This is a genomic window from Enterovirga aerilata (assembly GCF_013044135.1).
GTDB classification, from domain to species: Bacteria; Pseudomonadota; Alphaproteobacteria; order Rhizobiales; family Beijerinckiaceae; genus Enterovirga; species Enterovirga aerilata.
The window spans coordinates 298,491-320,963 of the sequence record NZ_JABEPP010000006.1 but is presented as its reverse complement, the minus strand read 5'-3'; the positions used below and the strand labels follow the sequence as shown (position 1 = coordinate 320,963).

Below are 22,473 nucleotides of genomic sequence, written 5' to 3'. Positions count from 1 at the left end.
CGGGCGGGGCAGTTCAGTCCCCGCGGCACCGCTCCGCGGCGATCACGATCGGCGGAGCCTCACACGACATGCGCCGGCGCGAGCGCGCAGACCGTCGCCGGATCCGTCTCGACCTGGAGCGTCACGTGCCCGATGCGGAACCGCGCATTGAGCTCGGCCGCGAGCCGCATGAGGAAGCCGTCGCCGGGATGGCCGCCCGGCATCGCAAGATGCGCGGTGAGCGCCGTCTCGGTCGTCGAGATCGGCCAGATATGGAGATCGTGAAGCTCGGCCACGCCCGGCTGCGCCGCCAGAAAGGCGCGAACCTCCTCCGGGTCGATGCCGGCCGGAACGGCCGCGAGCGACATGACCAGGCTCTCGCGGAGCAGGCTCCAGGTGCCCCAGACGATGATGGCGTTGATGACGAGGCTGACTGCCGGGTCCAGCCAGAGCCATCCCGTCGTCAGGATCACGAAGCCCGCGACCACCACCCCGGCCGAGACCGCGGCATCGGCCGCCATGTGCAGGTACGCGCCGCGGATGTTGAGGTCGCTCTTGCCTCCCCCGGCGAAGAGCCAGGCCGTGAAGCCGTTCAGGACCATGCCGATAGCCGCGACCACGATGACGGTGATCCCGGCCACGGGCTCGGGCTCGACGAGGCGGCCGACGGCCTCCCAGGACAGGGCGCCGACCGCGACGAGCAGGAACACCGCGTTGAACATGGCCCCCAGGATCGAGGAGCCGCGCAGGCCATAGGTGAAGCGCGAGCTCGGCGGCCGCGCGGCGAGCACGGTCGCAGCCCAGGCGACCACGAGACCGAGCACGTCGGACAGGTTGTGCCCGGCATCCGCGATCAGGGCGACGGAATTCGACAGATAGCCGTAGACGGCCTGCAGGATGACGATCCCGACATTGAGCGAAATGCCGATCGCGAAGGCGCGGCCGAAGCTCGCCGGAGCGTGGACATGGCCGAGCCCGCCATGATGATGATGGTCATGGGCCGGATGGCCGTGCTCGTGGCCAGGCGCGTGATCATGGCGATGGTCATGGGGGGCATGGTCCCGAGGTGAAGCCCGGTCAGCCATCCAGCTCTCCGTCCAGCCAGGCCGGCAGGTCCGAGATCGAACCCAGCACATGGTCCGCATGCGGCTCGATCTCCGGCCGCGCGGCGTCGCGCAGCGGACCGGTGAGCACCGCGACAGCCCGAACGCCCGCCGCGCGCGCGGCCAGGAGATCGTGCTTCGAATCGCCGATCAGCGCCACCTCCGAAGGCGCGAGTCCGTGCCGCTCGACGAAGGCCGTGACCATGCCGGGATCCGGCTTGCCGCCGAAGCCGGAATCGTAGCCGGCCACGAAGCCGACGAGATCGCACAATCCGAGCGCCTCGGCCTGCGCCCGGGCGGAGGCCTCCGCATCGTTCGTGGCGATCCCGAGATGCAGGCCCCGCCCCGCCAGCTCGCGAAGGATCGCGGCCGGCGCGCCGATCGGCGCGAGATGGCGCAGCCCACCGAGGCGGAAGAGATCGTCCATCTCGCGATAGAGCGCCTCGCCCGGCTCGCGACCGAGCGCTCCCGCCCAGAGCGGCCCGTAATGGGCGGAGGATCCGGCAATCAGCGGCGAGGTGGGAAGGAAGCGGCGCTCCTCCTCCACATATTCGCTCACCAGCATCAGCCGCTCGAGCCTCGCGCGGTCGCCGCCGGCGAGCGTCGTCATCACCTCGTAGGCCGCCGGCCCCCAGGTACGGTCGAAGTCGATGAGGGTGCCGTCCTTGTCGAACAGGAGCGCCTTCAGGGCGCCGGGACCGGACGGGGTGGGCGGCGAGGAGATCAGGCGGCGACCTTCTCGACGTCGAGGGTCATGCCTTGCGGCGTGCTCCGGGGCCGCGCCACGATCCGATCGTTCGGGCCCATCACGCCGAGCGGCACGTCCCGGTCGGGCAGCACCACGGTGGCATTCTTGTTGAGGAACACGATGACGTGCCGCGCCTGCTGGGCTCCGGCCGCGGCCCAGCTCTTGAGCTGGGCATAATAGGGTTCGCGGCGCCAGGCGCCCGGGGCTCCGGGGTCGACCTGCACCAGGAGGAAGCGCGTCGCGGGATCGACCGACAGCACGAGCTTCGCGCGATCCGGTTTCCATTCCGGACCCAGCCAGGTTTCCGTCATCCAGAGGCAGTGGAAGGAACGGCAATGCTGCGGGCGCGTCTCGTGGATGCCGCAGCCCCGGCCCGGCTGGCAGTGCCGGCACCATGTTCCGGCGGGCTTGTCCAGCGCCGGCACGTCGTAGACCTTGCAGCAGAGCGTGCAGGCGCCGCAATCGCGGCCCGGCGCGGGCGTCGAGGCGAAAGCGGCAGGATCGAGCATGGCCCCTTCTACCGAAGGCGCACGATCCGGTCGAGGCGGCGTTCAGGCGCGCGCCCGAAGCTCCGCCGGAAGGCGCGATACCGAGGCGGCGGCGCCCAGGAGCGCGAGCGCAGCTCCGACCGCGAGCGAGATCGTCTCGCCCCCCGTCGGGCTCAGCGTCAGGAAGATCGCGACGAGCGTCGCCCCGAGCGTCTGGCCGGTCAGGCGCGCCGTCGCCAGCATGCCGCCCGCGGCGCCGCTGCGGGTCCGCGGCGCCGCCGAGATCATGGCGCGGTTGTTCGGTGCCTGGAACAGGCCGAAGCCGATCCCGCAGATCACCATCCGCCAGCCGATATCCAGCGAGGAGGCGGTGTCCGGCATGAGGGCGAGCAGGGCAAGGCCTATCGACAGGAGCAGAAGCCCCGTCCCGCCGAGGATCGCTGCCGGGTAGCGGTCCGAGAGCCGGCCGGCGATCGGGCCGACGATGCCGATCGCGATGGGCCAGGGCGTGAGCAGGAGCCCGGTCTCGACGGCGGTCCTGCCGAGGGTGCCCTCGAAATGGAAGGGCAGCGACACGAGCGCGAGCATCTGCGCGCAGAAGGAGCAGATGGAGGTCGCGACCGAGAGGCCGAAGACCGGGATGCGCAGGAGGTCCAGCGGCAGGAGCGGATGGGTGCGGTTGAGCTCGCGCACGGCGAGCGCCGCCGCCGCGGCGACGCCGCAGGCCAGCGTGCCGAGGCCGAGCGGCAGGTTCGGCGACCTCATCACGAGGTCGATCCCCGCGATGACGAGCCCGAAGGCGAGCGCGTTGAGCAGCGCGCTCACGAAGTCGAACCGCCGCGCCGTCCGCACGGTCCGGGGCAGCGCCTTGACGGCGATCGCGAAGGTCACGATCCCGATCGGGACGTTGATGGCGAAGAGCCATTGCCAGGAGGCGGTCGCGAGGATGGCGGCCGCGACCGTCGGCCCGACCGCGGAGGCCAGGGAGACGACGAAGGCGTTGAGCCCGATCCCGCGCCCGAGGAGCCGCGCCGGATAGGTGAAGCGCACGAGCGCGGCGTTGATCGCCATGATCCCGGCCGCGCCGAAACCCTGCAGGATGCGGGCTGCGGTCAGCTCGAGCAGCGTCGAGGAGAGAGCGCAGGCGAGCGAGGCCAGCGTGAAGAGGGCGAGCCCGATCAGGTAGATTCGGGCATAGCCCACGATCTCGCCGAGCGCCGCGAAGGGCAGGAGCGAGACGACCACCGCGAGCTGATACGCGTTGACGATCCAGATCGCGTCGGCCGAGTCGACCCGGAACTCGCGGGCGATCGTCGGGAGCGCGACATTGGCCACTGCCCCGTCCAGCACCGCCATGGTGATGGCGAGCGCGATGACGATGATCGACCAGTAGCGCTGCGGGAGTGGCAGCCCGTCTTCCGGATCGACCGCTTGCGTCACCCTGCCCTCGCCTTCGCCGCGCCAGGGCTTAACGCCGAAACCTGCGGCGGGGCAATGCGGGGCTGCCCTCAGGATCAGGCCCGGCTGACCCCGGCTTGTGGGGCCAACCCCCGCATCGGGCAGCTTTCCCCTGGGCGAAGGCCGGCGCGCCGGCCGCGATGCACCCGCTGCGGCGCCGAGGATCAACGCCGATTTCGCCTCAGCGGCGCCGCATCTTCTTCTTCGCCCGCTTCGGGACCGCGGCCTTCTTGGCGGTCCCGGCCGGGGCCGCCTCTGCCGAATTCGGGGCAGGCCCGATCAGGGGGGATGTCGACATGCCGAACTGCGCGGCCGCGGGCTGGACCAGCGCGCCGGCCGCGACGAGGATCACCGACCACACCAGCTTCCGCATGGCTGCCTCTTTCGGAGGTGCGCAGCATGGGCGATGCGGCCGCCTCTGGCTAGAGAGCGCCGCCGGAGCTCGGCGCCGGAGCGGCTGCCGGCATTTACCGGACGATCACCTTCGCGCCGACCGGGACGCGGTTGTAGAGCTCGACCACGTCCATGTTGCGCATCCGGATGCAGCCGGATGAGACGGCCTGGCCGATCTTCTCGGGCTCGTTCGTGCCATGGATGCGATAGAGCGTGTCCTTGCCGTTCTGGTGCAGGTAGAGCGCCCGCGCGCCGAGCGGCGAGTTCGGACCGCCCTCGACCGCATGGACATGCGGCCACCGCTTCTTCATCTCGGCCGGCGGGTTCCAGGCCGGCCACTCCGCCTTCCGGGCGACCTCGGCCGTCCCCGTCCAGCCGAAGGCCTCGTCGCCGACCGAAACGCCGTAGCGGATCGCCTTCTTCCCGGGCAGGACGTAGTAGAGCTGGCGCTGCTTGGTCTCCACGACGATCGTCCCCGGCGCCTCGCCGGTCGGATCGTCGATCTGGTAGCGCGCGAAATGGGGATCGATCTCCGCCTGCGGCACCATGGCCATGTACTTGGCGTCGAGCTCGGACACCTTCGGGTCCGGCACAGCCGAGAAGCAGCCGCCCAGACCGAGAGTTCCGGCAAGCATCATCGCCAGAACCGGCGCCGATTTCCGCATCATCGTCCCCCAGCCCTCCGCCACGCCTGACAGGGCTTCGTTAACCACGACCTAAGCCGATAATCCGCAATCGGGGCAGGACTTGCGCCATTGAGCGGACCGGGAAGCTTCTCCGCCAGGTGTTGCAGGCGCGTCACAATCGGCACCCGTGGACAGTGCCCGCCGGGGCTGCGAGTGTCGGCGGGAACTCCGGACGCCCGATGACGACGCTTCTCCTCCACCATCCCGCCGTGCTCGAGCACAGGACTCCCACGGGCCATCCCGAACGACCGGACCGGATCCGGGCCGTGGAACGGGCGCTGGCCGCGGAGGAGTTCTCGACGCTCGAGCGCCGGCTGGCGGAGCGGGCCGGCATCGACACGATCGCGCTCGCGCATCCGCGCGCCTATGTCGAGGCGATCGAGAAGGCCGCGCCCGAGGAGGGGCTCGTCGGCATCGATTCCGACACGGTGATGTCGCCGGGCACGCTCGAGGCCATCCAGCGCGGCGTCGGGGCGGCCGTCCAGGCCGTGGACGCCGTGATGACCGGCGCCGCCGCCAATGCGTTCTCGGCCATGCGGCCGCCCGGGCACCATGCCGAGCGCACCCGCGCCATGGGCTTCTGCTTCTACAACAACGCGGCGGTCGCGGCGCGGCATGCGCAGACGAAGCACGGCGCCGAGCGCGTCGCGATCGTGGACTGGGACGTCCATCACGGCAACGGCAGCCAGGACATCTTCTGGTCGGACCAGACGGTGCTCTATGCCTCGACCCACCAGATGCCGCTCTATCCCGGCACGGGCGCGCTCTCCGAGCGGGGGGACTTCGACACGATCGTGAACGCGCCGCTGCGGCCGGGCGCGGACGGCGAGACCTTCCGCGAGGCATTCGACACCCGCATCATGCCGCGGCTGGAGGATTTCGCGCCCGACCTCGTGATCATCTCGGCCGGCTTCGACGCCCATTGGCGCGATCCGCTGGCCAATCTGCGGCTCGAGGCGGAGGATTTCGCCTGGGCGACCCGCAGGCTCATGGACCTCGCCGCGCGCCGCTGCGGCGGGCGGGTCGTGTCGCTGCTGGAGGGCGGGTACGACCTTCAGGGCCTGTCGGACTCCGTCGCCGCCCATGTCCGGACGCTCATGGAGGCGTGAGCCGGCCGCGCGCCAGCCTCGTCAGACCGGCTCGGAGCTCACGATCTCGATCCCGAAGCCGGACAGGCCGACATAGGACCTGGACCCGGTGGCGAGATTGCGGATCGAGGTCACGCCGAGGTCCCGCAGGATCTGCGCTCCGACCCCGATCTCGCGCCACAGCCGGATGCGCTTGCTGTCCGAATCCTCCTCCTCCGAGAAGGAGGTGAGCGGCACCCCGGCGGTGCCGTCCCGGAGATAGACCAGGACTCCCCTGCCCTCCTGGGCGAAGCGCTCCAGCGAGGCCCGGATCGTCTGCCCGCCGCCGAGCACGTCCGTCAGCACGTTGGCCCGGTGCAGGCGCGCCAGGATGTTGCGTCCGTCGCCGACGCGGCCGAGCACGAAGGCGTAGTGCTGCACCTGGTCGAACGGCGTCGCATAGGCGTAGCCGGTGAGCTGGCCGTATTCGGTCTTGACCGGGAAGGTCCCGAGCCGCTCGACGAGCTTCTCGCGCGCCTGCCGATAGGCGATGAGGTCGGCGACCGAGATGCGCTTCAGCCCGTGCCGCTCGGCGAAGGCGGCGATCTGCTCGCCCTTCATGACGGTGCCGTCGTCGTTGGCGAGCTCGCAGATCACGCCCACCTCCGGCAGCCCCGCGAGCCGGCAGAGGTCCACGGCGGCCTCGGTGTGCCCCGACCGCATGAGCACGCCGCCGTCCCGCGCGATCAGCGGGAAGACGTGGCCCGGTCGGACGAAATCGGCCGCCCCCATGTTGTTGTTGGCGAGCGCCCGCACGGTGTTCGTGCGCTGCTCGGCCGAGATCCCCGTGGTGAGCCCGTGCTTCACGTCGACGGACACCGTGAAGGCGGTGCCGAGCGGGGCGTCGTTCGAGGCGACCATCGGGTCGAGGCGCAGCCGGCGCGCCTCCGCCGCGGTCAGCGGCGCGCAGACGATCCCGCAGGTATTGCGGATGATGAAGGCCATCTTCTCCGGCGTGCAGAGCGAGGCTGCGACGACGAGGTCCCCCTCGTTCTCGCGGTCGTCGTCATCCGTGACGACCACGATCTCGCCCCGGGCGAAGGCCTCGACGGCTTCAGTGACGGTGTTGGGCATGTCAGGTTTCTCGGCTCGGAACTGCGCCGAGCATCAGGACAGGGGGCCCATATACAGCGAGCGCGGCGTCGGCCGTAAGCAGCAAGGCGTCTTGGTCGATTGCCTGTGCAATCAGCAGACGATCGAACGGATCACGGTGATGTGCAGGAAGGCTGGCAACGCGGATCGCTGCCCGGGAGGCAACCGGAAGCTCGACGAAGCCCGTCTGGAGAGCATCGGCAGCCAGGAAGCGGGGATCGTGCCGGAACCCGGGTCGCCTCAAGGCGTACTTGATCGCGCACTCCCAGATGCTCGCCGCGCTGAAGAAGACCTCGTGGCGCCTGTCCGATACGATATCCCTCGAATGCACCGGCAGTCGCTCCGGCTCGGACAGCGCCCACATCAACACGTGAGTGTCCAACAACAGCCTCATCTACAGGCCGCGCCGCTCACGGCTTATCCTTCCGCGAAGGCGAGGGATCCTCTGGGAAGAGAGGCCCTTCGTAGAAGAGCGCAACCACCTCTTCGGGAAGCGGAGTATCGAAGTCCTCCGGGACATTCCACCGCCCGCGAGCAAGGCCGAGTTGCCGCGGCGGCAGGTCTTCGCCCGTGTGCTGGATGATTGGCACGAGCTTTGCCATCGGCCGGCCGCCCTCGATCAGAACGACCTCCTCGCCAGAACGGGCCCGAGCGACGAGGCCCTGAAGGTCCCCGGCCGCCGCTTCGATGTCGACCTGGCTCATCCCGGCGCCCTCTCGCCCACCTGCCCACGGTGACGGAGATAATGGTCCGCGAGCACGCAGGCCAGCATCGCCTCGCCGACCGGCACCGCCCGGATGCCCACGCAGGGGTCGTGCCGGCCCTTGGTCACGATATCCGCGGCCTCGCCGGCGCGGTTGATGGTGGCGCGCGGCTTCAGGATGGACGAGGTCGGCTTGACCGCGAACCGGGCCACGATCGGCTGCCCCGTCGAGATGCCGCCGAGGATGCCGCCGGCGTGGTTGGAGAGGAAGACGGGCGCTCCGGAATTGCCCGGCCGCATCTCGTCGGCGTTCTCCTCCCCACGCAGCTCGGCCGCGGCGAAGCCGTCGCCGATCTCGACTCCCTTGACGGCGTTGATCGACATGAGCGCGGCCGCGAGATCCGCATCGAGCTTGCCGTAGACCGGCGCCCCGAGCCCGACCGGCACGCCCTCGGCCACGACTTCGACGACCGCCCCGATCGAGGATCCGTCCTTGCGGATGCCGTCCAGATACTCGGCCCAGAGCTCCGCCGTTCTCGCGTCCGGGCAGAAGAGCGGGTTCCGGTCCACCTCGTCCCAGTCCCACCGGGACCGGTCCACCTCATGCGGGCCGATCTTCACCACCGCGCCCCGGATGGCGATTCCGGGCAGGATCCTGCGGGCGATGGCGCCGGCCGCGACGCGCGCCGCCGTCTCGCGCGCGGAGGAGCGCCCGCCGCCGCGATAGTCGCGGATGCAGTACTTGGCGTCGTAGGTGTAATCCGCATGGCCGGGGCGGTAGGTTTCCCTGATCTCCCCGTAATCCTTGGAGCGCTGGTCGACGTTCTCGATCAGGAGTGCGATCGGGGTGCCGGTCGTGACCTGGCGTCCGCTGCGCTCGTCCGTGAACACGCCCGACAGGATCCGGACCTCGTCCGGCTCGCGCCGCTGGGTCGTGAAGCGGGACTGCCCCGGGCGGCGCCGGTCGAGCTCGGCCTGGATGTCCGCCGCGTCCAGCGGGATCAGCGGCGGGCAGCCGTCGACCACGCAGCCGAGCGCCGGCCCGTGGCTCTCGCCGAAGGTCGTGACTCGAAACAGGTGGCCGAAGGTGTTGTGGGACATGGCGCCAGGGGTTTAGCCCGGCGCCATGCCTCCGCGAAAGCCTCCCGGCCGCCGCTTTGCCGCTAGCCCGGCGGCTTCGCGGGCGCCGGCTGCGACGGCGACGGCGCGGCCGGAGCCGGCCGCGGCATCGAGCGGCGCGCGATCCGGCAGCGCTTGATGAAGCGCTGCCGCGCGAGGCCGTACAGGTTGCGCTTGATCGCGAGCTCGCGGCAGCGGCCGGGCCGCGCATAGATGCCGCCGGGCTGCGAGGGCGCCGTGGCAGGCCGCGCGCCCGGCCGGGGGCTGCCGGTGGTGACCGGCTCGGCCGCGGGCGCCGCTCCGCTCGGAACGGGCTGGGCGGTGCCGGGCGGCTGGGGCGCAGGCGCCGTCTGCGCGAGCGCGCCCTCGGCAAGGCAGGCCCCGAGGGCGCAGGACGCGGCTACCAGCAGGATCATCGCGCGCATCGTCACCTCCAGCCTTCCGCCCCCGTCAGGATCGGCAGGGGAGGAGTTCCATGCAAAGACACGGCCGCTCTCACGCCGCGAGGCGCGGCTGGGCGGGCTCGTGCAGGACCGGCACCGCCGGCGCGCCGCCCCATTCGGAGTGCCCGGGGATCGACTCGCCCCGCATCACGATGGTCAGCGGCCCGAGCCGGGCGTAGTCGCCGATCCTCGTATCGTAGAGGACGGTGGTGTTCGGTCCGACCGACACGCCGCGCCCGAGCTCGATCAGGCCGACCTTCATGATCCGGTCCTCGTAGAGATGCGTCTGCAGGACCGCGTGGTCGTTGAAGACGCAGAAATCGCCGATCCTCACGCAGTCGAACTCGGTGAAGTCGGTGCAGTCGAGATAGACGCCCTTGCCGATCTTCGTCCCGTAGAGCCGCAGCAGCCAGGGCAGGAAGGGCGTTCCGCGCGTGAATTCGAGCGACGCCTTGCCAACGAGCCCGCCGTAGAGGACCGCGACGGCCTCCGTCCGCATGGCCCACCACGACCACATCGGCTTCATCACGGGCCTGTAGGCGCCCATGAGCGCCCATTTGATCGCCGCCGAGATCGCCACCATGATGAGCGCGATCACGACGCCGGCGGCGAGGAAGATGCCGAGGGCGGCCCACCAGTTCCCCGTATCGATCGGGTCGGCCATCAGGTCGGCGGCCATGTAGCCGAACGTGATGAACACGGCGGTCGGAAGCGAGGTATGCAGGCCCTCGAAGATCGCCCGCCGCAGAACGTAGACCTTAGGCGGATCGTAGGTCCAGACCGCGCCCATATCGACCTTCTGCCGGCTCGGCACGCTGATGGCCGGCGTCCCGAACCAGGTCTCGTTCGGGCCCGTCTTCAGGCTGTCCGGCAGCTTCGACTTCACGCCGATGAGCGTGCCGTCGGCTAGATCCGCCCCGCCCGCGATCACGGCGTCGTTGCCGACGAAGACCCGGTCGCCGGTCCTGACCCGCTTCAAGGTCATCCAGCCGCGCCGCACCTCCTCGTCGCCGAAGATGACCTCGTCGCCGAGGAAGTTGTTCTTGCCGATGTCGACGAGATCGTAGCGCCCGGCGAGGTTGCTCGAGATTTCCGAGCCCTTGCCGATCTTCGCGCCCATCAGGCGGTACCAGTACCGCATGTAGATCGTCGCATAGAGCGAGTTCAGGGTCTCGAGGGTAACCTCCGTCGCGAGCCCGACGATCCATTTGCGCAGATAGAACCAGCTATGGATCGAGAACGTCCCCTCTCGGACCCGTGGAAGCACGATCCACCGGACCGCGATGATGATGAGCACGGATGCGACCACCAGTACGAAGGCGGTCGGCCAGGTGTACATGGGCAGCGCCGACCAGCTCACGTTGTAGTCGTTCACGCCCGTGAAGAAGGTGTTCAGGTTGTAGAGGACGTAGAAGGCCGGGAAGATCGGGACGAGCCCCAGCATGAGGATGATGACGTAGGCGACGGCGTAGAGCGCGCCCTGCACCGCCCGGCGCAGCGGCCCGGCCTCCGATTGCGGCGGCAGGCTCGCGACATCCACCATCCCGACCTTCCGGGCGGGCGAGCCGTCCCAGTGCTCGTATGAGCCGACCGTCCGCCCGGCCGGTATGTGGGTCAGGTCGGACAGCTCGACGCCCCGCTCCAGCTTCGCGCCCGGCCCGATCACGCAGGAATTGCCGATATAGGCGTCCGGCCCGATCTCGATCGGCCCGACGATGACCTCGTTTCCAACGACCTCGAAGGTCGCCAGGCGGCACTTCGTCCCCACGCTCGCGCCGTCGCCGATGGTGAGAAGGTCGATCGCGCCGCTCTCGAATTCCGAGATGATCGCGTCGCGGCCCACCTTGGCGCCGAGCGCGCGCAGGTAGAAGCGCATCAGCGGCGAGCCCTGCAGGAACTTGAGCGTGGTGACCTGCAGGAGGCGCTGAACGAGCCAGAGGCGGAAATAATACGTGCCCCAGAGCGGGTATCGGCCGGGCCGGGTGCGGCCGATGATGAGCCATTTCAGGCCGATGATCAGCGCTTTCGTGCCGAGATTGATGACCGTGTAGACCCCGAGCAGGATCGCCATCTCGCCGAGGAAGCCGACCTCCCCCTGGACGAGGAACACGGAGGCCATGAAGAGGCCGAGCCATTGCAGGGTGACGAGGCCGAGCACGAAGGGCAGCGCGATCGCCTGCGCGAGGCCGCAGAGGAAGCGCCGCGTCAGGGATGGGTGCTCGAAGGAGAGGTCACGCTGGACCGGGGCGGAGCCGACCCCGCCCGTGCGCTCGATCAGCACGTCGGCCAATGCCCGCAGCGTACGGTGCCTGTAGACGTCCTGCATGGTCAGCGAGGCGAGCGCCGGATCCTCGCGCACGGCCGAGACGAACCGGGCCGCGAGAAGCGAATGGCCGCCGAGATCGGTGAAGAAGTCGCCGTCCAGCGCGAGCGGCCGCTCCCCGAGCACGCGCTTTGCGGCGACCAGCAGCGCCGCCTCCGTCTCGTTGGCCGGCATCTCCTGCTCGCCGCCCGCATCGCCATAGGCGATCGGAACGGCCTTCAGGCGCTTGCGGTCCACCTTGCCCGAGGACAGCCGCGGCAGCTCCGACGCGGTCTCGAAATGGTCCGGCACCATATAGGGCGGGACCTCCCTGCGGAGACGGTCGCGCAGGTCGCGCGTCTCGGGCGGGGCGTCCCGCTCCGGCACCAGGAAGGCGACCAGCCGGTCGATTCCCTCGTCGCTGCGGAGGACCACCGCGGCCTGCGCCACGCCCGGCATCGCGGTCAGCCGCGCCTCGATCTCGCCGAGCTCCACCCGGAAGCCGCGTATCTTGACCTGGTCGTCGATGCGGCCGTGGAAGGCGAGATCGCCGTCCTCCGTCAGGCTCACCGCGTCCCCGGACCGGTAGAGGATCGGATCGCGCCCGTCCCCGCCGAAGGGATTCTTGATGAACTTCTCCGCGGTCAGCTCCGGGCGGGCGAGATAGCCCTGCGCAATGCCCGGGCCGCCGATGAGAAGCTCGCCCGGCATGCCCGGCCCGCAGAGCCGCCCGTCCTCACCGACCACGTAGGCGGTGTAGTTCGGGATCGGCCGCCCGATCGTGACCGGATCTCCGGCACGGAGTTCGGCCACGGTGGCGACGACCGTCGCCTCCGTCGGTCCATAGGTGTTGAAGAGGCGGCGCCCCGGCTTCGCCCAGCGCGCGAGGAGCGGCGCGGGAAGAGCCTCGCCGCCGAGGAGGATCAGGCGCAGTCCGGAAATGTCCCGCGGCAGCATGGTGAGAAGCGTCGGGACCGTGTCGATCACGGTCACGCCCGCCTCTTCCAGCAGATCCGGAAGGCGTTCGACATCGCCCATGAGGGCGGGGGTCGCAACGAAGAGCGTCGCCCCGACCATCAGCGGGATCCAGATCTCCTCCATCGACAGGTCGAACGCGACGGAGGCGCCCTGGAACACCACGTCCTCCGCCCGGAACCCGTAGATCTCGTTGGCGGATCGAAGGAAGTGGCAGATGTTCCGCTGCGTGATGACGATGCCCTTCGGCACGCCTGTCGAGCCGGAGGTGTAGATCATGTAGGCCGGATGCCCGGGCGTCAGCCCGGCGGCGCGGGGATCGAGCGGGCGGGTGTCGGAGAGGTCGCGAAGCTGCGGCGCGGTCAGGACCGGCCGCGTCCGCGGAGCACGGGCGGACAGGCCCTCGCTCGTCAGCAGACCCTTCGCGCCGCAATCCTCCAGGCACACGGCGATGCGGTCGGCCGGCGCATCGGCGTCGAAGGGAAGCCATGCCGCCCCGGTTCGTGTGATCGCGATCTGCGCGATCAGGAGCTCCGCGCCGCGCTCCATCCAGAGCCCGACGACGTCTCCGGGACCGATGCCGAGCCGGACGAGGCCGCGCGCCAGCTCCGCGGAATCGCGATCGACTTCCGCATAGGTGTAGCGCCGCTCGCCGAAGACGATTGCGGTGGCATCCGGCCGGGCGGCCACGGTGGCCGCGAAGATCTCCGACAGAACCTCGTCGCGGATCAGATCGTCACGGACGGGCCCTCTCAGGATGGCGACCGCGCTGTCCTCCGGCAACCGCAGCGCAGTCGCGTCCGCAAGCTTCATGACGTCCGTCCCACCCCGCCCCGGCATCGCATGAGCCGGGTTCACGTCCGGTTGCCGCGGGGCGCTCCCTTAGCAGCCACCCGGTTCCCCGTCCCGCGCCGGCCCTGCGACCGGCCGCCCCAACCTGCGCAACAACAGGCTTAACCGGGAGTGAACTCTGGCAGCGGCAGCCGGTTCGGCCGGTTCAGGTCCAGCAGTGCCGTCCGTGCTCGAAGACGAGGATGCGTCCCTGCCAGATGTCGACCCGGGGAGCCTCGTGCACCGGAACTCCGCAGAGCCCGGCGAGCAGCGCGCGGGCGACCCCGCCATGCGAGACGAGCACGGTCGGCCGGCTGAGCTCGCGGGCGGCCGGCAGGAGCCGGTGGAGGAGCATCGCGTAGCTCTCGCCGCCCGGCGGAACGAAATTCCACTTGTCGCGCTCGCGCGCCGCCGCGAGCGCGGCCTCCCTGCCTCTCACCTCGCGCCAGGTGAGGCCTTCCCAGCTTCCGAAGGTCAGCTCGACGAAGCGCCCGTCCATGCGGTAGCCGGCCGGGTCGAGGCCGAGCGTCCGGCGCAGGATCTCCATGGTCTCGCGCGTGCGGCCGAGCGGGCTCGCCACATAGTCCAGCGCGGCCGGGTCGGGCACCAGCAACGCGAGCTTCCGGCCCGCCTCCTCGGCCTGGACCCTTCCGACCGGGTTCAGAGGGATGTCCTGCTGACCCTGCAGCCGCGCCGCGGCGTTCCAGTCCGTCTCGCCGTGCCGGACGAAATAGATGGGCGGCGACAGGGCCCGGTCACTCGCGCTCGAGCGTGAGGTCTGGCGCCTCGGGATTCTTCATGCCGACCACGTGGTAGCCGGCATCCACGTGCAGGATCTCGCCGGTCATGCCGCGCGACATGTCGGATACGAGATAGGCGGCGGTCTCGCCGACCTCGTCGATCGTGACCGTCCTGCGCAGCGGCGAGTTGTATTCGTTCCACTTCAGGATGTAGCGGAAATCGCCGATGCCGGAGGCCGCGAGCGTCTTGATGGGGCCGGCCGAGATCGCGTTCACCCGGATGCCCTGCGGGCCGAGATCGGCCGCGAGATAGCGCACGGAGGCCTCGAGCGCAGCCTTGGCGACGCCCATCACGTTGTAGTGCGGCATCCACTTCTCGGCGCCGTAATAGGTGAGCGTGAGGAGCGAGCCGCCCTTCCCCATCAGCTTCTCGGCCCGCTGGGCGACGGCCGTGAAGGAGTAGCAGGAGATGAGGAGCGACTTGGTGAAATTCGCCTCGCTCGTGTCGACATAGCGGCCGGTGAGCTCGTCCTTGTCCGAGAAGGCGATCGCGTGGACGACGAAGTCGAGCCCGCCCCAGAGTCGCTCGGTCTCGGCGAAGACCGCATCCAGGCTGGCCGCGTCCGTCACGTCGCAATGGCCGACGACATGGCCGCCGAGCTCGCTCGCGAGGGGCTCGACGCGCTTCTTCAGGGCGTCGCCCTGGTAGGTGAAGGCGAGCTCCGCCCCGTGCAGGCGGGCGGACTTGGCGATACCCCAGGCGATCGAGCGGTTGTTCGCGACGCCCATGATGAGGCCGCGCTTTCCCGAAAGCAGGCCCGCGGCCGCGTTGTCCGCCATTGATTTCCCGTCCGCCTCGTTCGATCGCCAGACCGGCTTCTAGCGGACGCGTTCAAGTGGCGAAAGGGCGGGCCGCCTGCCTCAAATCCGGGCGATAACGGGCGAGATCGGAGCCGCGGCGGGCTGTACGGCGGCGACGAGACGCGCTTCCGCGCACTTTTCCATGGCCTGGATGGCGCATTTCGCTTCGGGCACCCAGCTCTGCCAGAAATTGTCGGCGTATTCGGTCGAGGAATTCGCCTCCGGGACGGAGCCGGCCGCAACCCGGTTGCGCTTGCGCCACCACGCCTCGGCGATCGCCCAGGCCACGCTGCGCGTCGTCTCGTCCATGCACCACCCTCCCGCGAGGACCGACAGGTCATGGACGGGAACGCAGCGAGAGCCGACTCGGTGCGGTGGCTGTTCTGGGACGGTTAGCGGCGGGTAAACGGGCGGCCGCGGCAGCGCTACCTCACCCGTGCCGCGCGGCGCTTGCGCGCATACTCGGCGAGATCCTCGTCCGACCTCTCCGGCAGCCGGATCTCCACCGTGACCAGGAGGTCGCCGTGCCCGTTCTTGGCCGGCAACCCCTTGCCGCGCAGGCGGAAAGTCCGGCCGGAGCTCGTCATCGGCGGCACGCTCATCTCGACCACGCCGGTCGGGGTCGGGACCCGCACCTTGCCGCCGAGCACCGCATCCTCGAGGTCGATGGGCAGCCGCAGGCGCAGGTCGCTGCCCTCGATGGTGTAGCGGTCCTGGGGCGCGATCTTCAGCGTCAGCAGGAGATCCCCCGCCTCGCCGCCGCCATGTCCCGGCCGGCCGAGCCCACGGAGCCGGATCGTCTGCCCGTCGGTGACGCCCGGCGGCAGCGTGACCTCCACCTCGCGCCCGCCCGGGAGGGTGATCCGCTGCTTGGCCGCCGTCGCGATGTCCTCCAGCTCGACCGTGAGGGTCGCCTCGATGTCGTCGCCCCGCATCGCCCGAGCCCTCCCGCCGCCCCGCATGGCCTCGCCGAAAAGCTGCGAGAAGATGTCCTCCGCCCCGGCGCCGCGCCCGCTCCGGCCGAAGGGAGAGCCGCCGCCGAACCCGAAGGAGAAGCCCTCGCGCGCGCCGCCCGCTCCGAATCCTTCGAAGCCCTGGAAGCGGGGCTTGCCTTCCGCGTCGATCTCGCCGCGGTCGAACTGGGCGCGCTTCTCCGCGTCGCCGAGGATCTCGTAGGCGGTGTTCACCTCGGCGAACTTGTCCTTCGCCTTGGGGTCGTCCTTGTTGCGGTCTGGATGGTACTGCTTGGCGAGCTTGCGGAACGCCTTCTTGATCTCCGCGTCGCTCGCGGATTTCGACACGCCGAGAATGTCGTAAGGGTTACGCATGGGCCTCCGAACCTCTGCCTGATTGGGGCTTGCGCCCCGCAGATGGTGTCGCCCCTCATGTGGGAAGGGTGTTGCGCAAAGGCAACGCCCTCCTGCGGCACTCCGTCAAGATTGCCTTTTCGCCTGCAGCTTCCGCAACACCCACTCCCCGGCCGACACCCTGCACGCCTTGCCCTCGGCGCGTTTGGAAGCCGAGCCGGTATCGAGCGAGGCCGCAAAGAGCCGGCAGATCTCGTCCGATTCCACGAAGGGCGGTCCGTGCGGGACGATCTCGCCCCGCATCCCGCTCTCCGGATTGTCCCACTTCACCGGCTGGCCGTTGCCCTGCGGATCGAGTGCCACGGCGAGCGCCGCGCGCGCGCGGCGCGCCTCCTCCGGGCCGAGATCGGGGAACATGCGCAGCACGGTGGGCGCGGGCGAGATGGAGCCGGTCGTCTCCTCCGGAGCCGGCTTGGCCGTGAGGGACGGGATGGAGAAGCTGCAGCCGGCGAGAGCGGGCGCGGCCGCCGCGACCCAGGCAACCCGGACGAGGAGGCGGCGCGCTTCGCGCGGGAGCGAGACCAACCTATAAGGGGCCGACATCCTGACAATCGTAGCGAACGGCTTCATCAAGTGGTGACGGATACAAGCGGCGACCGGTTAAAAAGCGGTGATTTCACCGAGGCGGAGGAGCCGTTCCGGCTCTTCGCCGCCTGGATGAAGGATGCGGAAGCCTCCGAGCCGAACGATCCCAATGCGATGGCGCTGGCGACGGTCGACCAGGACGGGTTGCCGGACGTCCGCATGGTGCTCCTGAAGGAGGCGACCGAGGCCGGGTTCGTCTTCTACACCAACACCGAATCCGCCAAGGGCGTCGAGCTGACGCAGAACCCCAAGGCGGCCCTGGTGCTGCACTGGAAGAGCCTGCGCCGGCAGGTGCGGGCGCGGGGCCCCGTGACGCGCGTCTCCGACGAGGAGGCCGACGCCTATTTCGCCTCCCGCCCACGCGACAGCCGTATCGGGGCCTGGGCGAGCCAGCAATCGCGACCGCTCGAGAGCCGCTTCGCCTTCGAGAAGGCGATCGCGGCATATGCGGCCAAGTTCGCGATCGGGACCGTACCGCGCCCGCCGCACTGGACCGGCTACCGCATCGTGCCCGTGCAGATAGAGTTCTGGCACGACCGGCCGTTCCGGCTGCACGACCGCGTGCGCTTCACCCGCACGGCGGAAGGATGGAGGCGGACGCGGCTGTATCCCTGAGGCTCAGCGCCGGCGTCGTCCGGTCCGCCGGCGCCGGAAGACCGCCGCGATCTCCACATGGGCGCTCCAGGCGAACTGGTCGACCGGCAGGATCGCGTCCGGCGAAAAGCCGCCCGACATGAGGATCGCGGCGTCCCTTGCGAAAGTGCCGGGATCGCAGGAGACCATGACCACGGTATCCGGTGATGACAGGGTCAGCTGACGGCACTGCGCCTCGGCGCCCGCCCGCGGCGGGTCGAGCACGACCGCGTCGAACCGGTCGAGCTCGGGTGCCAGAAGCGGACGGCGGAAGAGGTCCCGGATCTCGGTCGTGATCCGCCGAAGGCCGGGGGTGCCGCGGGCGGCGCGATCGAGGGCGGCGAGGGCCGCCCGGTCGCTTTCGACCGCATGCACCTCCGCCACGTCCCCGAGCCGCAGGGAGAAGGGCCCGCTGCCGGCGAACAGGTCCGCGACCCGTTTCGCGCCCCGGCAGCCTTCGAGCACGATCGCGGCAAGCGCCTCCTCACCTTTTGCGGTCGCCTGCAGAAATCCTCCGGCTGGCGGCGCAACGTGCGCGCGTCCCATCAGGATGGCGGGCCGGCGGAATTCGACCAGCGTTTCGCCATGGAGCGACAGCCGCGCCAGGCCGAGCGCACCAGCCTCCGCGATCAACGCCTGCCGCCGCCGCTCCTCCAGCCGCCCCGAGCCGCGCAGGTCGATATCGAGCCCGGCCAGGGTCGCAGTCACTGCCAAATCAAGCGGTTTGCCGATGCCCTTCATCCGGGCCGCCAATGCGGAGGCAGCCTGCGGGGCGCCGGCAAGCGCCTCGACCGTGATCGGGCAGCGGGCGATCCGGACCAGATGGTGGCTGCGCGCCTCCATGAAGCCGACCTGCATCTCGCCCTCGATCTCGCGCGCATGGAAGGTCACTCGCCGTCTGCCCTCGCCATGGCCGTCCACCAGCCGCCCGACCTCAGCCGCTATCCCCGCCTTGGCGAGCGCGCCAGCCACCTTCCCCCGCTTCCACTCGGGATAGAGACCGGGACCCACGTGCTGGGCGACGCAGCCGCCGCAGGTGCCGAAATAGGGGCAGAAGGGCTCGGCCCGATCGGGGCTCGAGGTCTCGCGTTCGAGCACCCGTCCGCGGTCGCGGTCGATTGCGACGAGCACCACCTCCCCGGGCAGCGCACCCGGGACGTAGAGCGGTCCGCCGGGCCGGTCCACGACACCATCGCCATTGGCGCCCAGTCGGGCGATCGTGACCCGCTCAGCCATGCCGGGCCATCAGGAGGAACTCGCGGTTGCCGTCCCCGCCGACGATCGGCGACGGCATCGTGCCGAGGACGGCGACGCCCTGATCGGAAGCGTGGCCCGAGACATCCGCGAGCGCAGCCCGCCGCGCGGCCTCGTCGCGCACGATTCCGCCTCGGCCCAGAGATGACCGCCCGACCTCGAATTGCGGCTTAACGAGAGCAATGAGATAGGCGCGTTTCCTGAGGAATCGAGGAAGCTCTGGAAGCACGAGCCTGAGCGATATGAAGCTTACATCGACCACACAGAGATCCACCTCGTCCGGCACCCCGTCCCGACCGAGGCGCCGGATGTCGGTCTGTTCCAGCCTGACCACGCGCGGATCGCGGGCGAGCCTCGGGTGAAGCTGTCCCTGGCCCACATCGACCGCGTAGATGCGGGCCGCGCCGCGGGCGAGCAGCACGTCCGTGAAGCCGCCCGTCGACGCGCCCACATCGAGGCAGACCCGGCCTGCGGGATCGATCCCGAAGCGGTCGAGTGCCGCGGCGAGCTTCACGCCGCCGCGCGACACCCAGGGATGAGGGGCTTCGGCCTGGATGGAGGCCGTGACCAGCACGGTATCGGAGGGCTTGCGGACGGGCTCCCCGTCGGCAGTCACAAGGCCCGCTTCGATCGCGGCCTGCGCCCTGGCGCGGCTCTCGAACAGCCCGAGCTCGACGAGGTGGATGTCGGCTCGCCGCCGCTCGGGCAGGCCGGGCGTCGGCGCCCTGCCCCGTCCCAAGGTCAGGCTGGATCGAGCGGCGCCGTACCGGTCGGCCGCCCGTCCGGTCCGAGCGTGATGCGCTCGATCCGCGCCTCGGCGCGCTTCAGCAGCCCCTCGCAGTGGCGCTTCAGGACCTCCCCGCGCTCGTAGATGGCAATGGATTCCTCCAACGGCACACGCCCGCCCTCTAGCTGCCGCACGATATCCTCGAGCTCGGCCAGGGCCGTCTCGAAGGGAAGACCCGCCACGTCGGCATGCGGGTCGGGGGCGTCGGTCTCGCTCATGGCGGGACTTATGGGCGCGCGCTCCCGGCCTGACAAGGATCGCCGGGCGGATTGGCCGGAGGGCCATTCTCAGGGATGAAGCCTGACCCCGCTTAGAAGGATCGCGCAGCGGAGAGTTCGCGGAAGCGGCGGAGAAACCGGCTCTGCGCCTCGTCCGTCGGCCAGGGTGCCAGATAGGCCGCGAGTTCCGCCGGCCGCATCTCGGGCCGGCCGAAGATCTCGTCCGCCTCGGCGCGGGAGAAACCCGCGAGCTCGGTCGCCTCGAGATACGCGGCCACCTTGTCCGCCCGTTTGATGAGGCGCGCGATGTCGCGCGCGGGCGTCGCCGCCAACCCCACCCGCAGGTGGATGGCGGCCCGCAGCCGCGCTTCTACGGCCGCGTAGCCGTCGCCGATCACCGATTTGAGAGGCGTGATGATGTCGCCGATCACGTATTCGGCCGCGTCGTGGAGCAGGACGGCGAGCCGACCCGGATCGGCGAGCCCCGGCGCCATCTCGGCCGCGATCGCCTCGACGAAAAGGGAATGCTGCGCGACCGAGAAGACGTGCCCTCCTGCCGTCTGGCCGTTCCACCGCCCCACCCGGGCGAGCCCATGCGCGATGTCCTCGATCTCGACGTCGAGGGGCGAGGGATCGAGCAGGTCGAGCCGGCGGCCCGACAGCATGCGTTGCCAGGCGCGAGGCGTCCTGGCGGCCCGGGGAGTTACCTTCACGTTCAGGCCAGTTCCTCGCAGACAATCTGCCGGTGGCAGCCGACCAGGTGATCGTTGACGAGCCCGCAGGCCTGCATGAAGGCATAGACGATGGTCGGGCCGCAGAACTTGAATCCCGCCTTCTTCAGCGCGGCCGAGACCGCCCTCGACATCTCGTCGGCAGGCGGGATGTCGCCGCGTTTGGCGCGCCGGGTCTGGAGCGGCGCCCCGCCCACGAAGTCCCACAGGAAGCGGGAGAATGCATCCGCCCCGCCCATCGCCAGATAGGCGCGGGCAGACAGGATCGTCCCCTCGATCTTGGCGCGGTTCCGCACGATCCCGGCATCGAGCATCAGCGCCTCGACATGGGCGTCGGTGAAGCGGGCGATCTCGGCCGGATCGAAATCCGCGAAGGCGCGGCGGAAGGCGTCGCGCTTGCGCAGGATGGTGATCCAGGAGAGCCCGGCCTGGAACCCGTCCAGGATCAGCTTCTCGAAGAGAGCCCGTCCATCGCGCTCCGGCACGCCCCATTCGGTGTCGTGATACGCCATGTAGAGCGGGTCGGCGCCGCACCACCAGCAGCGCGACTTCCCGTCCGGATGCTGGACCAGGCCGTCGCTCATGCGCTGGGGAAGCCGCTCTCGCCGGGATACGGGAAATGCACCCAGCCCGGCTTCTCGAGCCGGATCGGCACCTCGCCGGCCATGATGGGGAGCCCCGCGCCGAGCGCCTCGGCCACCCGGTCGAGCCGGAGGGTGGCGAGCGCGCGCTCGCCCGCGACGCTGCCGATCCGGCCGACGGCCCGATCCGCCGCCGTGACGTCCCGGCCAGGGGAAGGCGGCTCGCCGTCGAATAGCGCCCGCACGATGCGGGTCCGCGCGGTGCCGCGATGCTGCATGCGGGAGACGACCTCCTGGCCGACATAGCAGCCCTTGTCGAAATCGACCCCGGCGAGCTGGTCCATCAAGGCCTCGTGCGGAAACGCATCGTTGAACGCGAAGTCGCGCCCGCCCTCCGGCACGCCGATCCCGATCCGGTGGGTGTGATAGGCCTCCTCTCCGTCGGCCGGCGACCCGGAATCCATGAGGCCGCCCCGTTCCACGACCGCCCGCCAGCCGAGCGCCGCGAGCCGGGGATCTGGCGCCGCGAGATGGCGCTCGCCGGTGGGCTCGGAGGTCTCGCCCCAGCCCGCCAGCACCGCATGCGATGCGCTCAGGTCCTCGATCGCAACCTGCGCCCGGAGCTTGTACATGCTGAGACGCTTTGCAAGCTCGCCGGCGCAAGCGGCTGGGGCGTCGATAAAAACCGAGCCTGGGTCGAGCGCAGAGGCGTCGAACAGGATGAAATCAGCGATGATCTTGCCCTGCGGCGTGAGCAGGGCGCCGTAGCGGGCGCCCGCGGGCGGCAGCCGGTCGAGGTCGCAGGTGACGAGGCGGTCCAGGAACGTGCGGGCCTCGGGCCCGGAGACCTTAAGGACAGCATGGTCCGAGAGATGGGCAACCGGCACGGCCAGCTCCGAGGGGAGTGTCGGGTCCGGGATGTACGACCCCGCCCGCCGCCCCTCAAGGGCGGCCGCTCAATGCCGCGGCGCGGTGGAGAAGCCGCCGGCCCGAATGCGCGCGGGCAGGCCCTCGGCGTAGATCGCGGTCTGCTCCTCGCCATAGACCTCGACGAGGTGCTTGAAGGCGGCAAAGAGGGCGGCCTGCACGACGCAATCGCCGTCGATGCCGTCCAGCTCGGCCTCGGCGAAGGCCTCCGCCACATAGGCCAGCGCGGCGCGCTTCGCCAATCCGGCCTCGTCGGGCGAGGTCATGTCTGTGTCGATCATCTGGCTGCCGGCTCGTGCTGGAGCCTGTTCTATCAGCCGGCGGGCCGCCCGCCAGTGCCCC

Annotated in this window: 26 protein-coding genes; 2 read left to right on the top strand and 24 right to left on the bottom strand. The window is 70.2% G+C overall.

Annotated elements, in window-relative coordinates:
* Nucleotides 1-59: 59 nt before the first annotated feature.
* From HJG44_RS21085 to HJG44_RS21060, 6 genes are all read right to left on the bottom strand, one after another.
* Complete coding sequence (locus HJG44_RS21085) at nucleotides 60-1,064, bottom strand: cation diffusion facilitator family transporter (RefSeq protein WP_171220304.1); 1,005 nt, start codon at nucleotides 1,062-1,064, stop codon at nucleotides 60-62.
* A complete protein-coding gene (locus tag HJG44_RS21080; protein WP_246736413.1) occupies nucleotides 1,057-1,758 on the bottom strand; it encodes an HAD family hydrolase in 702 nt (233 codons plus the stop codon). Before HJG44_RS21080 ends, HJG44_RS21085 begins: the two co-directional genes overlap by 8 nt.
* Nucleotides 1,759-1,805: 47 nt before the next feature.
* Nucleotides 1,806-2,339 carry a hypothetical protein gene (locus HJG44_RS21075; protein WP_171220303.1) on the bottom strand — a complete coding sequence of 178 codons (534 nt, stop codon included), beginning with the start codon at nucleotides 2,337-2,339 and terminating at the stop codon, nucleotides 1,806-1,808.
* 42 nt (nucleotides 2,340-2,381) lie between these two features.
* Nucleotides 2,382-3,758, bottom strand: a complete 1,377-nt coding sequence (locus HJG44_RS21070) for an MFS transporter (RefSeq protein WP_346767231.1) — start codon at nucleotides 3,756-3,758, stop codon at nucleotides 2,382-2,384.
* A 199-nt stretch (nucleotides 3,759-3,957) separates the two neighbouring features.
* The gene (locus HJG44_RS21065; protein WP_171220302.1) at nucleotides 3,958-4,149 is read right to left on the bottom strand and encodes a hypothetical protein; all 192 of its coding nucleotides are present in this window, start codon (nucleotides 4,147-4,149) and stop codon (nucleotides 3,958-3,960) included.
* Between the two features lie 94 nt (nucleotides 4,150-4,243).
* Nucleotides 4,244-4,834, bottom strand: a complete 591-nt coding sequence (locus tag HJG44_RS21060; protein WP_171220407.1) for a L,D-transpeptidase — start codon at nucleotides 4,832-4,834, stop codon at nucleotides 4,244-4,246.
* A 200-nt stretch (nucleotides 4,835-5,034) separates the two neighbouring features.
* Here HJG44_RS21060 and HJG44_RS21055 point away from each other — a divergent pair, with 200 nt between their 5' ends.
* Entirely contained in the window at nucleotides 5,035-5,964 is a 930-nt protein-coding gene (locus HJG44_RS21055; RefSeq protein WP_171220301.1) for a histone deacetylase family protein, read from the top strand.
* A 21-nt stretch (nucleotides 5,965-5,985) separates the two neighbouring features.
* Here the strand turns inward: HJG44_RS21055 and ribB are convergent, their stop codons facing one another.
* The 11 genes from ribB to HJG44_RS21000 form a co-directional block, all read right to left on the bottom strand.
* Nucleotides 5,986-7,056 (bottom strand): 3,4-dihydroxy-2-butanone-4-phosphate synthase, encoded by a 1,071-nt coding sequence (gene ribB, locus HJG44_RS21050; RefSeq protein ID WP_171220300.1) that lies wholly within the window; start codon nucleotides 7,054-7,056, stop codon nucleotides 5,986-5,988.
* Nucleotide 7,057: 1 nt separating this feature from the next.
* Complete coding sequence (locus HJG44_RS21045) at nucleotides 7,058-7,456, bottom strand: type II toxin-antitoxin system VapC family toxin (RefSeq protein WP_246736392.1); 399 nt, start codon at nucleotides 7,454-7,456, stop codon at nucleotides 7,058-7,060.
* A gap of 28 nt (nucleotides 7,457-7,484) precedes the next feature.
* Nucleotides 7,485-7,778 carry a type II toxin-antitoxin system Phd/YefM family antitoxin gene (locus tag HJG44_RS21040; RefSeq protein ID WP_174873202.1) on the bottom strand — a complete coding sequence of 98 codons (294 nt, stop codon included), beginning with the start codon at nucleotides 7,776-7,778 and terminating at the stop codon, nucleotides 7,485-7,487.
* Complete coding sequence (gene aroC / locus HJG44_RS21035; protein WP_171220298.1) at nucleotides 7,775-8,878, bottom strand: chorismate synthase; 1,104 nt, start codon at nucleotides 8,876-8,878, stop codon at nucleotides 7,775-7,777. The genes HJG44_RS21040 and aroC overlap by 4 nt, the downstream gene beginning before the upstream one ends.
* Before the next feature lie 62 nt (nucleotides 8,879-8,940).
* Nucleotides 8,941-9,321, bottom strand: coding sequence for a hypothetical protein (locus tag HJG44_RS21030; protein WP_171220297.1), 381 nt, complete (start codon nucleotides 9,319-9,321; stop codon nucleotides 8,941-8,943).
* Between the two features lie 70 nt (nucleotides 9,322-9,391).
* Nucleotides 9,392-13,429 carry a Pls/PosA family non-ribosomal peptide synthetase gene (locus HJG44_RS21025; protein ID WP_171220296.1) on the bottom strand — a complete coding sequence of 1,346 codons (4,038 nt, stop codon included), beginning with the start codon at nucleotides 13,427-13,429 and terminating at the stop codon, nucleotides 9,392-9,394.
* Between the two features lie 184 nt (nucleotides 13,430-13,613).
* Nucleotides 13,614-14,183, bottom strand: a complete 570-nt coding sequence (locus HJG44_RS21020; protein WP_346767235.1) for a histidine phosphatase family protein — start codon at nucleotides 14,181-14,183, stop codon at nucleotides 13,614-13,616.
* A gap of 19 nt (nucleotides 14,184-14,202) precedes the next feature.
* Complete coding sequence (gene fabI / locus HJG44_RS21015; protein ID WP_171220295.1) at nucleotides 14,203-15,027, bottom strand: enoyl-ACP reductase FabI; 825 nt, start codon at nucleotides 15,025-15,027, stop codon at nucleotides 14,203-14,205.
* A gap of 81 nt (nucleotides 15,028-15,108) precedes the next feature.
* Complete coding sequence (locus HJG44_RS21010) at nucleotides 15,109-15,357, bottom strand: hypothetical protein (RefSeq protein WP_171220294.1); 249 nt, start codon at nucleotides 15,355-15,357, stop codon at nucleotides 15,109-15,111.
* 116 nt (nucleotides 15,358-15,473) lie between these two features.
* Nucleotides 15,474-16,376, bottom strand: a complete 903-nt coding sequence (locus HJG44_RS21005) for a DnaJ C-terminal domain-containing protein (protein ID WP_171220293.1) — start codon at nucleotides 16,374-16,376, stop codon at nucleotides 15,474-15,476.
* A gap of 105 nt (nucleotides 16,377-16,481) precedes the next feature.
* Nucleotides 16,482-16,958 (bottom strand): RT0821/Lpp0805 family surface protein, encoded by a 477-nt coding sequence (locus HJG44_RS21000; RefSeq protein WP_171220292.1) that lies wholly within the window; start codon nucleotides 16,956-16,958, stop codon nucleotides 16,482-16,484.
* Between the two features lie 33 nt (nucleotides 16,959-16,991).
* On the opposite strand from HJG44_RS21000, the gene pdxH reads away from it, so the two are divergent.
* A complete protein-coding gene (gene pdxH, locus HJG44_RS20995; RefSeq protein WP_171220291.1) occupies nucleotides 16,992-17,615 on the top strand; it encodes a pyridoxamine 5'-phosphate oxidase in 624 nt (207 codons plus the stop codon).
* Nucleotides 17,616-17,618: 3 nt separating this feature from the next.
* Here the strand turns inward: pdxH and HJG44_RS20990 are convergent, their stop codons facing one another.
* From HJG44_RS20990 to HJG44_RS20960, 7 genes are all read right to left on the bottom strand, one after another.
* Nucleotides 17,619-18,869: a class I SAM-dependent RNA methyltransferase gene (locus HJG44_RS20990; protein WP_171220290.1), complete on the bottom strand. Its 1,251-nt coding sequence runs from the start codon at nucleotides 18,867-18,869 to the stop codon at nucleotides 17,619-17,621.
* Entirely contained in the window at nucleotides 18,862-19,626 is a 765-nt protein-coding gene (locus HJG44_RS20985; RefSeq protein WP_246736391.1) for a TlyA family RNA methyltransferase, read from the bottom strand. The genes HJG44_RS20990 and HJG44_RS20985 overlap by 8 nt, the downstream gene beginning before the upstream one ends.
* Before the next feature lie 2 nt (nucleotides 19,627-19,628).
* Nucleotides 19,629-19,892, bottom strand: a complete 264-nt coding sequence (locus HJG44_RS20980) for an exodeoxyribonuclease VII small subunit (RefSeq protein WP_171220289.1) — start codon at nucleotides 19,890-19,892, stop codon at nucleotides 19,629-19,631.
* 92 nt (nucleotides 19,893-19,984) lie between these two features.
* A complete protein-coding gene (locus HJG44_RS20975; RefSeq protein ID WP_430395084.1) occupies nucleotides 19,985-20,605 on the bottom strand; it encodes a YfbR-like 5'-deoxynucleotidase in 621 nt (206 codons plus the stop codon).
* 2 nt (nucleotides 20,606-20,607) lie between these two features.
* Entirely contained in the window at nucleotides 20,608-21,207 is a 600-nt protein-coding gene (locus HJG44_RS20970; protein WP_171220287.1) for a DNA-3-methyladenine glycosylase I, read from the bottom strand.
* Nucleotides 21,204-22,091, bottom strand: a complete 888-nt coding sequence (gene ygfZ, locus HJG44_RS20965) for a CAF17-like 4Fe-4S cluster assembly/insertion protein YgfZ (RefSeq protein ID WP_171220286.1) — start codon at nucleotides 22,089-22,091, stop codon at nucleotides 21,204-21,206. Before ygfZ ends, HJG44_RS20970 begins: the two co-directional genes overlap by 4 nt.
* Before the next feature lie 69 nt (nucleotides 22,092-22,160).
* On the bottom strand, nucleotides 22,161-22,412 hold the full coding sequence (locus tag HJG44_RS20960) for a hypothetical protein (RefSeq protein WP_171220285.1): 252 nt from the start codon (nucleotides 22,410-22,412) through the stop codon (nucleotides 22,161-22,163).
* Between the last annotated feature and the right edge of the window lie 61 nt (nucleotides 22,413-22,473).

What these genes read in the sequence shown, in the direction of transcription:
- HJG44_RS21085 (WP_171220304.1), bottom strand. Translation starts at nt 1,064, where the DNA reads ATGGCTGACCGGGCTTCACCTCGGGACCATGCCCCCCATGACCATCGC.
- HJG44_RS21075 (WP_171220303.1), bottom strand. Translation starts at nt 2,339, where the DNA reads ATGCTCGATCCTGCCGCTTTCGCCTCGACGCCCGCGCCGGGCCGCGAT.
- HJG44_RS21065 (WP_171220302.1), bottom strand. Translation starts at nt 4,149, where the DNA reads ATGCGGAAGCTGGTGTGGTCGGTGATCCTCGTCGCGGCCGGCGCGCTG.
- HJG44_RS21060 (WP_171220407.1), bottom strand. Translation starts at nt 4,834, where the DNA reads ATGCGGAAATCGGCGCCGGTTCTGGCGATGATGCTTGCCGGAACTCTC.
- HJG44_RS21055 (WP_171220301.1), top strand. Translation starts at nt 5,035, where the DNA reads ATGACGACGCTTCTCCTCCACCATCCCGCCGTGCTCGAGCACAGGACT.
- ribB (WP_171220300.1), bottom strand. Translation starts at nt 7,056, where the DNA reads ATGCCCAACACCGTCACTGAAGCCGTCGAGGCCTTCGCCCGGGGCGAG.
- HJG44_RS21040 (WP_174873202.1), bottom strand. Translation starts at nt 7,778, where the DNA reads ATGAGCCAGGTCGACATCGAAGCGGCGGCCGGGGACCTTCAGGGCCTC.
- aroC (WP_171220298.1), bottom strand. Translation starts at nt 8,878, where the DNA reads ATGTCCCACAACACCTTCGGCCACCTGTTTCGAGTCACGACCTTCGGC.
- HJG44_RS21030 (WP_171220297.1), bottom strand. Translation starts at nt 9,321, where the DNA reads ATGCGCGCGATGATCCTGCTGGTAGCCGCGTCCTGCGCCCTCGGGGCC.
- HJG44_RS21025 (WP_171220296.1), bottom strand. Translation starts at nt 13,429, where the DNA reads ATGAAGCTTGCGGACGCGACTGCGCTGCGGTTGCCGGAGGACAGCGCG.
- fabI (WP_171220295.1), bottom strand. Translation starts at nt 15,027, where the DNA reads ATGGCGGACAACGCGGCCGCGGGCCTGCTTTCGGGAAAGCGCGGCCTC.
- HJG44_RS21010 (WP_171220294.1), bottom strand. Translation starts at nt 15,357, where the DNA reads ATGGACGAGACGACGCGCAGCGTGGCCTGGGCGATCGCCGAGGCGTGG.
- HJG44_RS21005 (WP_171220293.1), bottom strand. Translation starts at nt 16,376, where the DNA reads ATGCGTAACCCTTACGACATTCTCGGCGTGTCGAAATCCGCGAGCGAC.
- HJG44_RS21000 (WP_171220292.1), bottom strand. Translation starts at nt 16,958, where the DNA reads ATGTCGGCCCCTTATAGGTTGGTCTCGCTCCCGCGCGAAGCGCGCCGC.
- HJG44_RS20990 (WP_171220290.1), bottom strand. Translation starts at nt 18,869, where the DNA reads ATGGCTGAGCGGGTCACGATCGCCCGACTGGGCGCCAATGGCGATGGT.
- HJG44_RS20980 (WP_171220289.1), bottom strand. Translation starts at nt 19,892, where the DNA reads ATGAGCGAGACCGACGCCCCCGACCCGCATGCCGACGTGGCGGGTCTT.
- HJG44_RS20970 (WP_171220287.1), bottom strand. Translation starts at nt 21,207, where the DNA reads ATGAGCGACGGCCTGGTCCAGCATCCGGACGGGAAGTCGCGCTGCTGG.
- HJG44_RS20960 (WP_171220285.1), bottom strand. Translation starts at nt 22,412, where the DNA reads ATGATCGACACAGACATGACCTCGCCCGACGAGGCCGGATTGGCGAAG.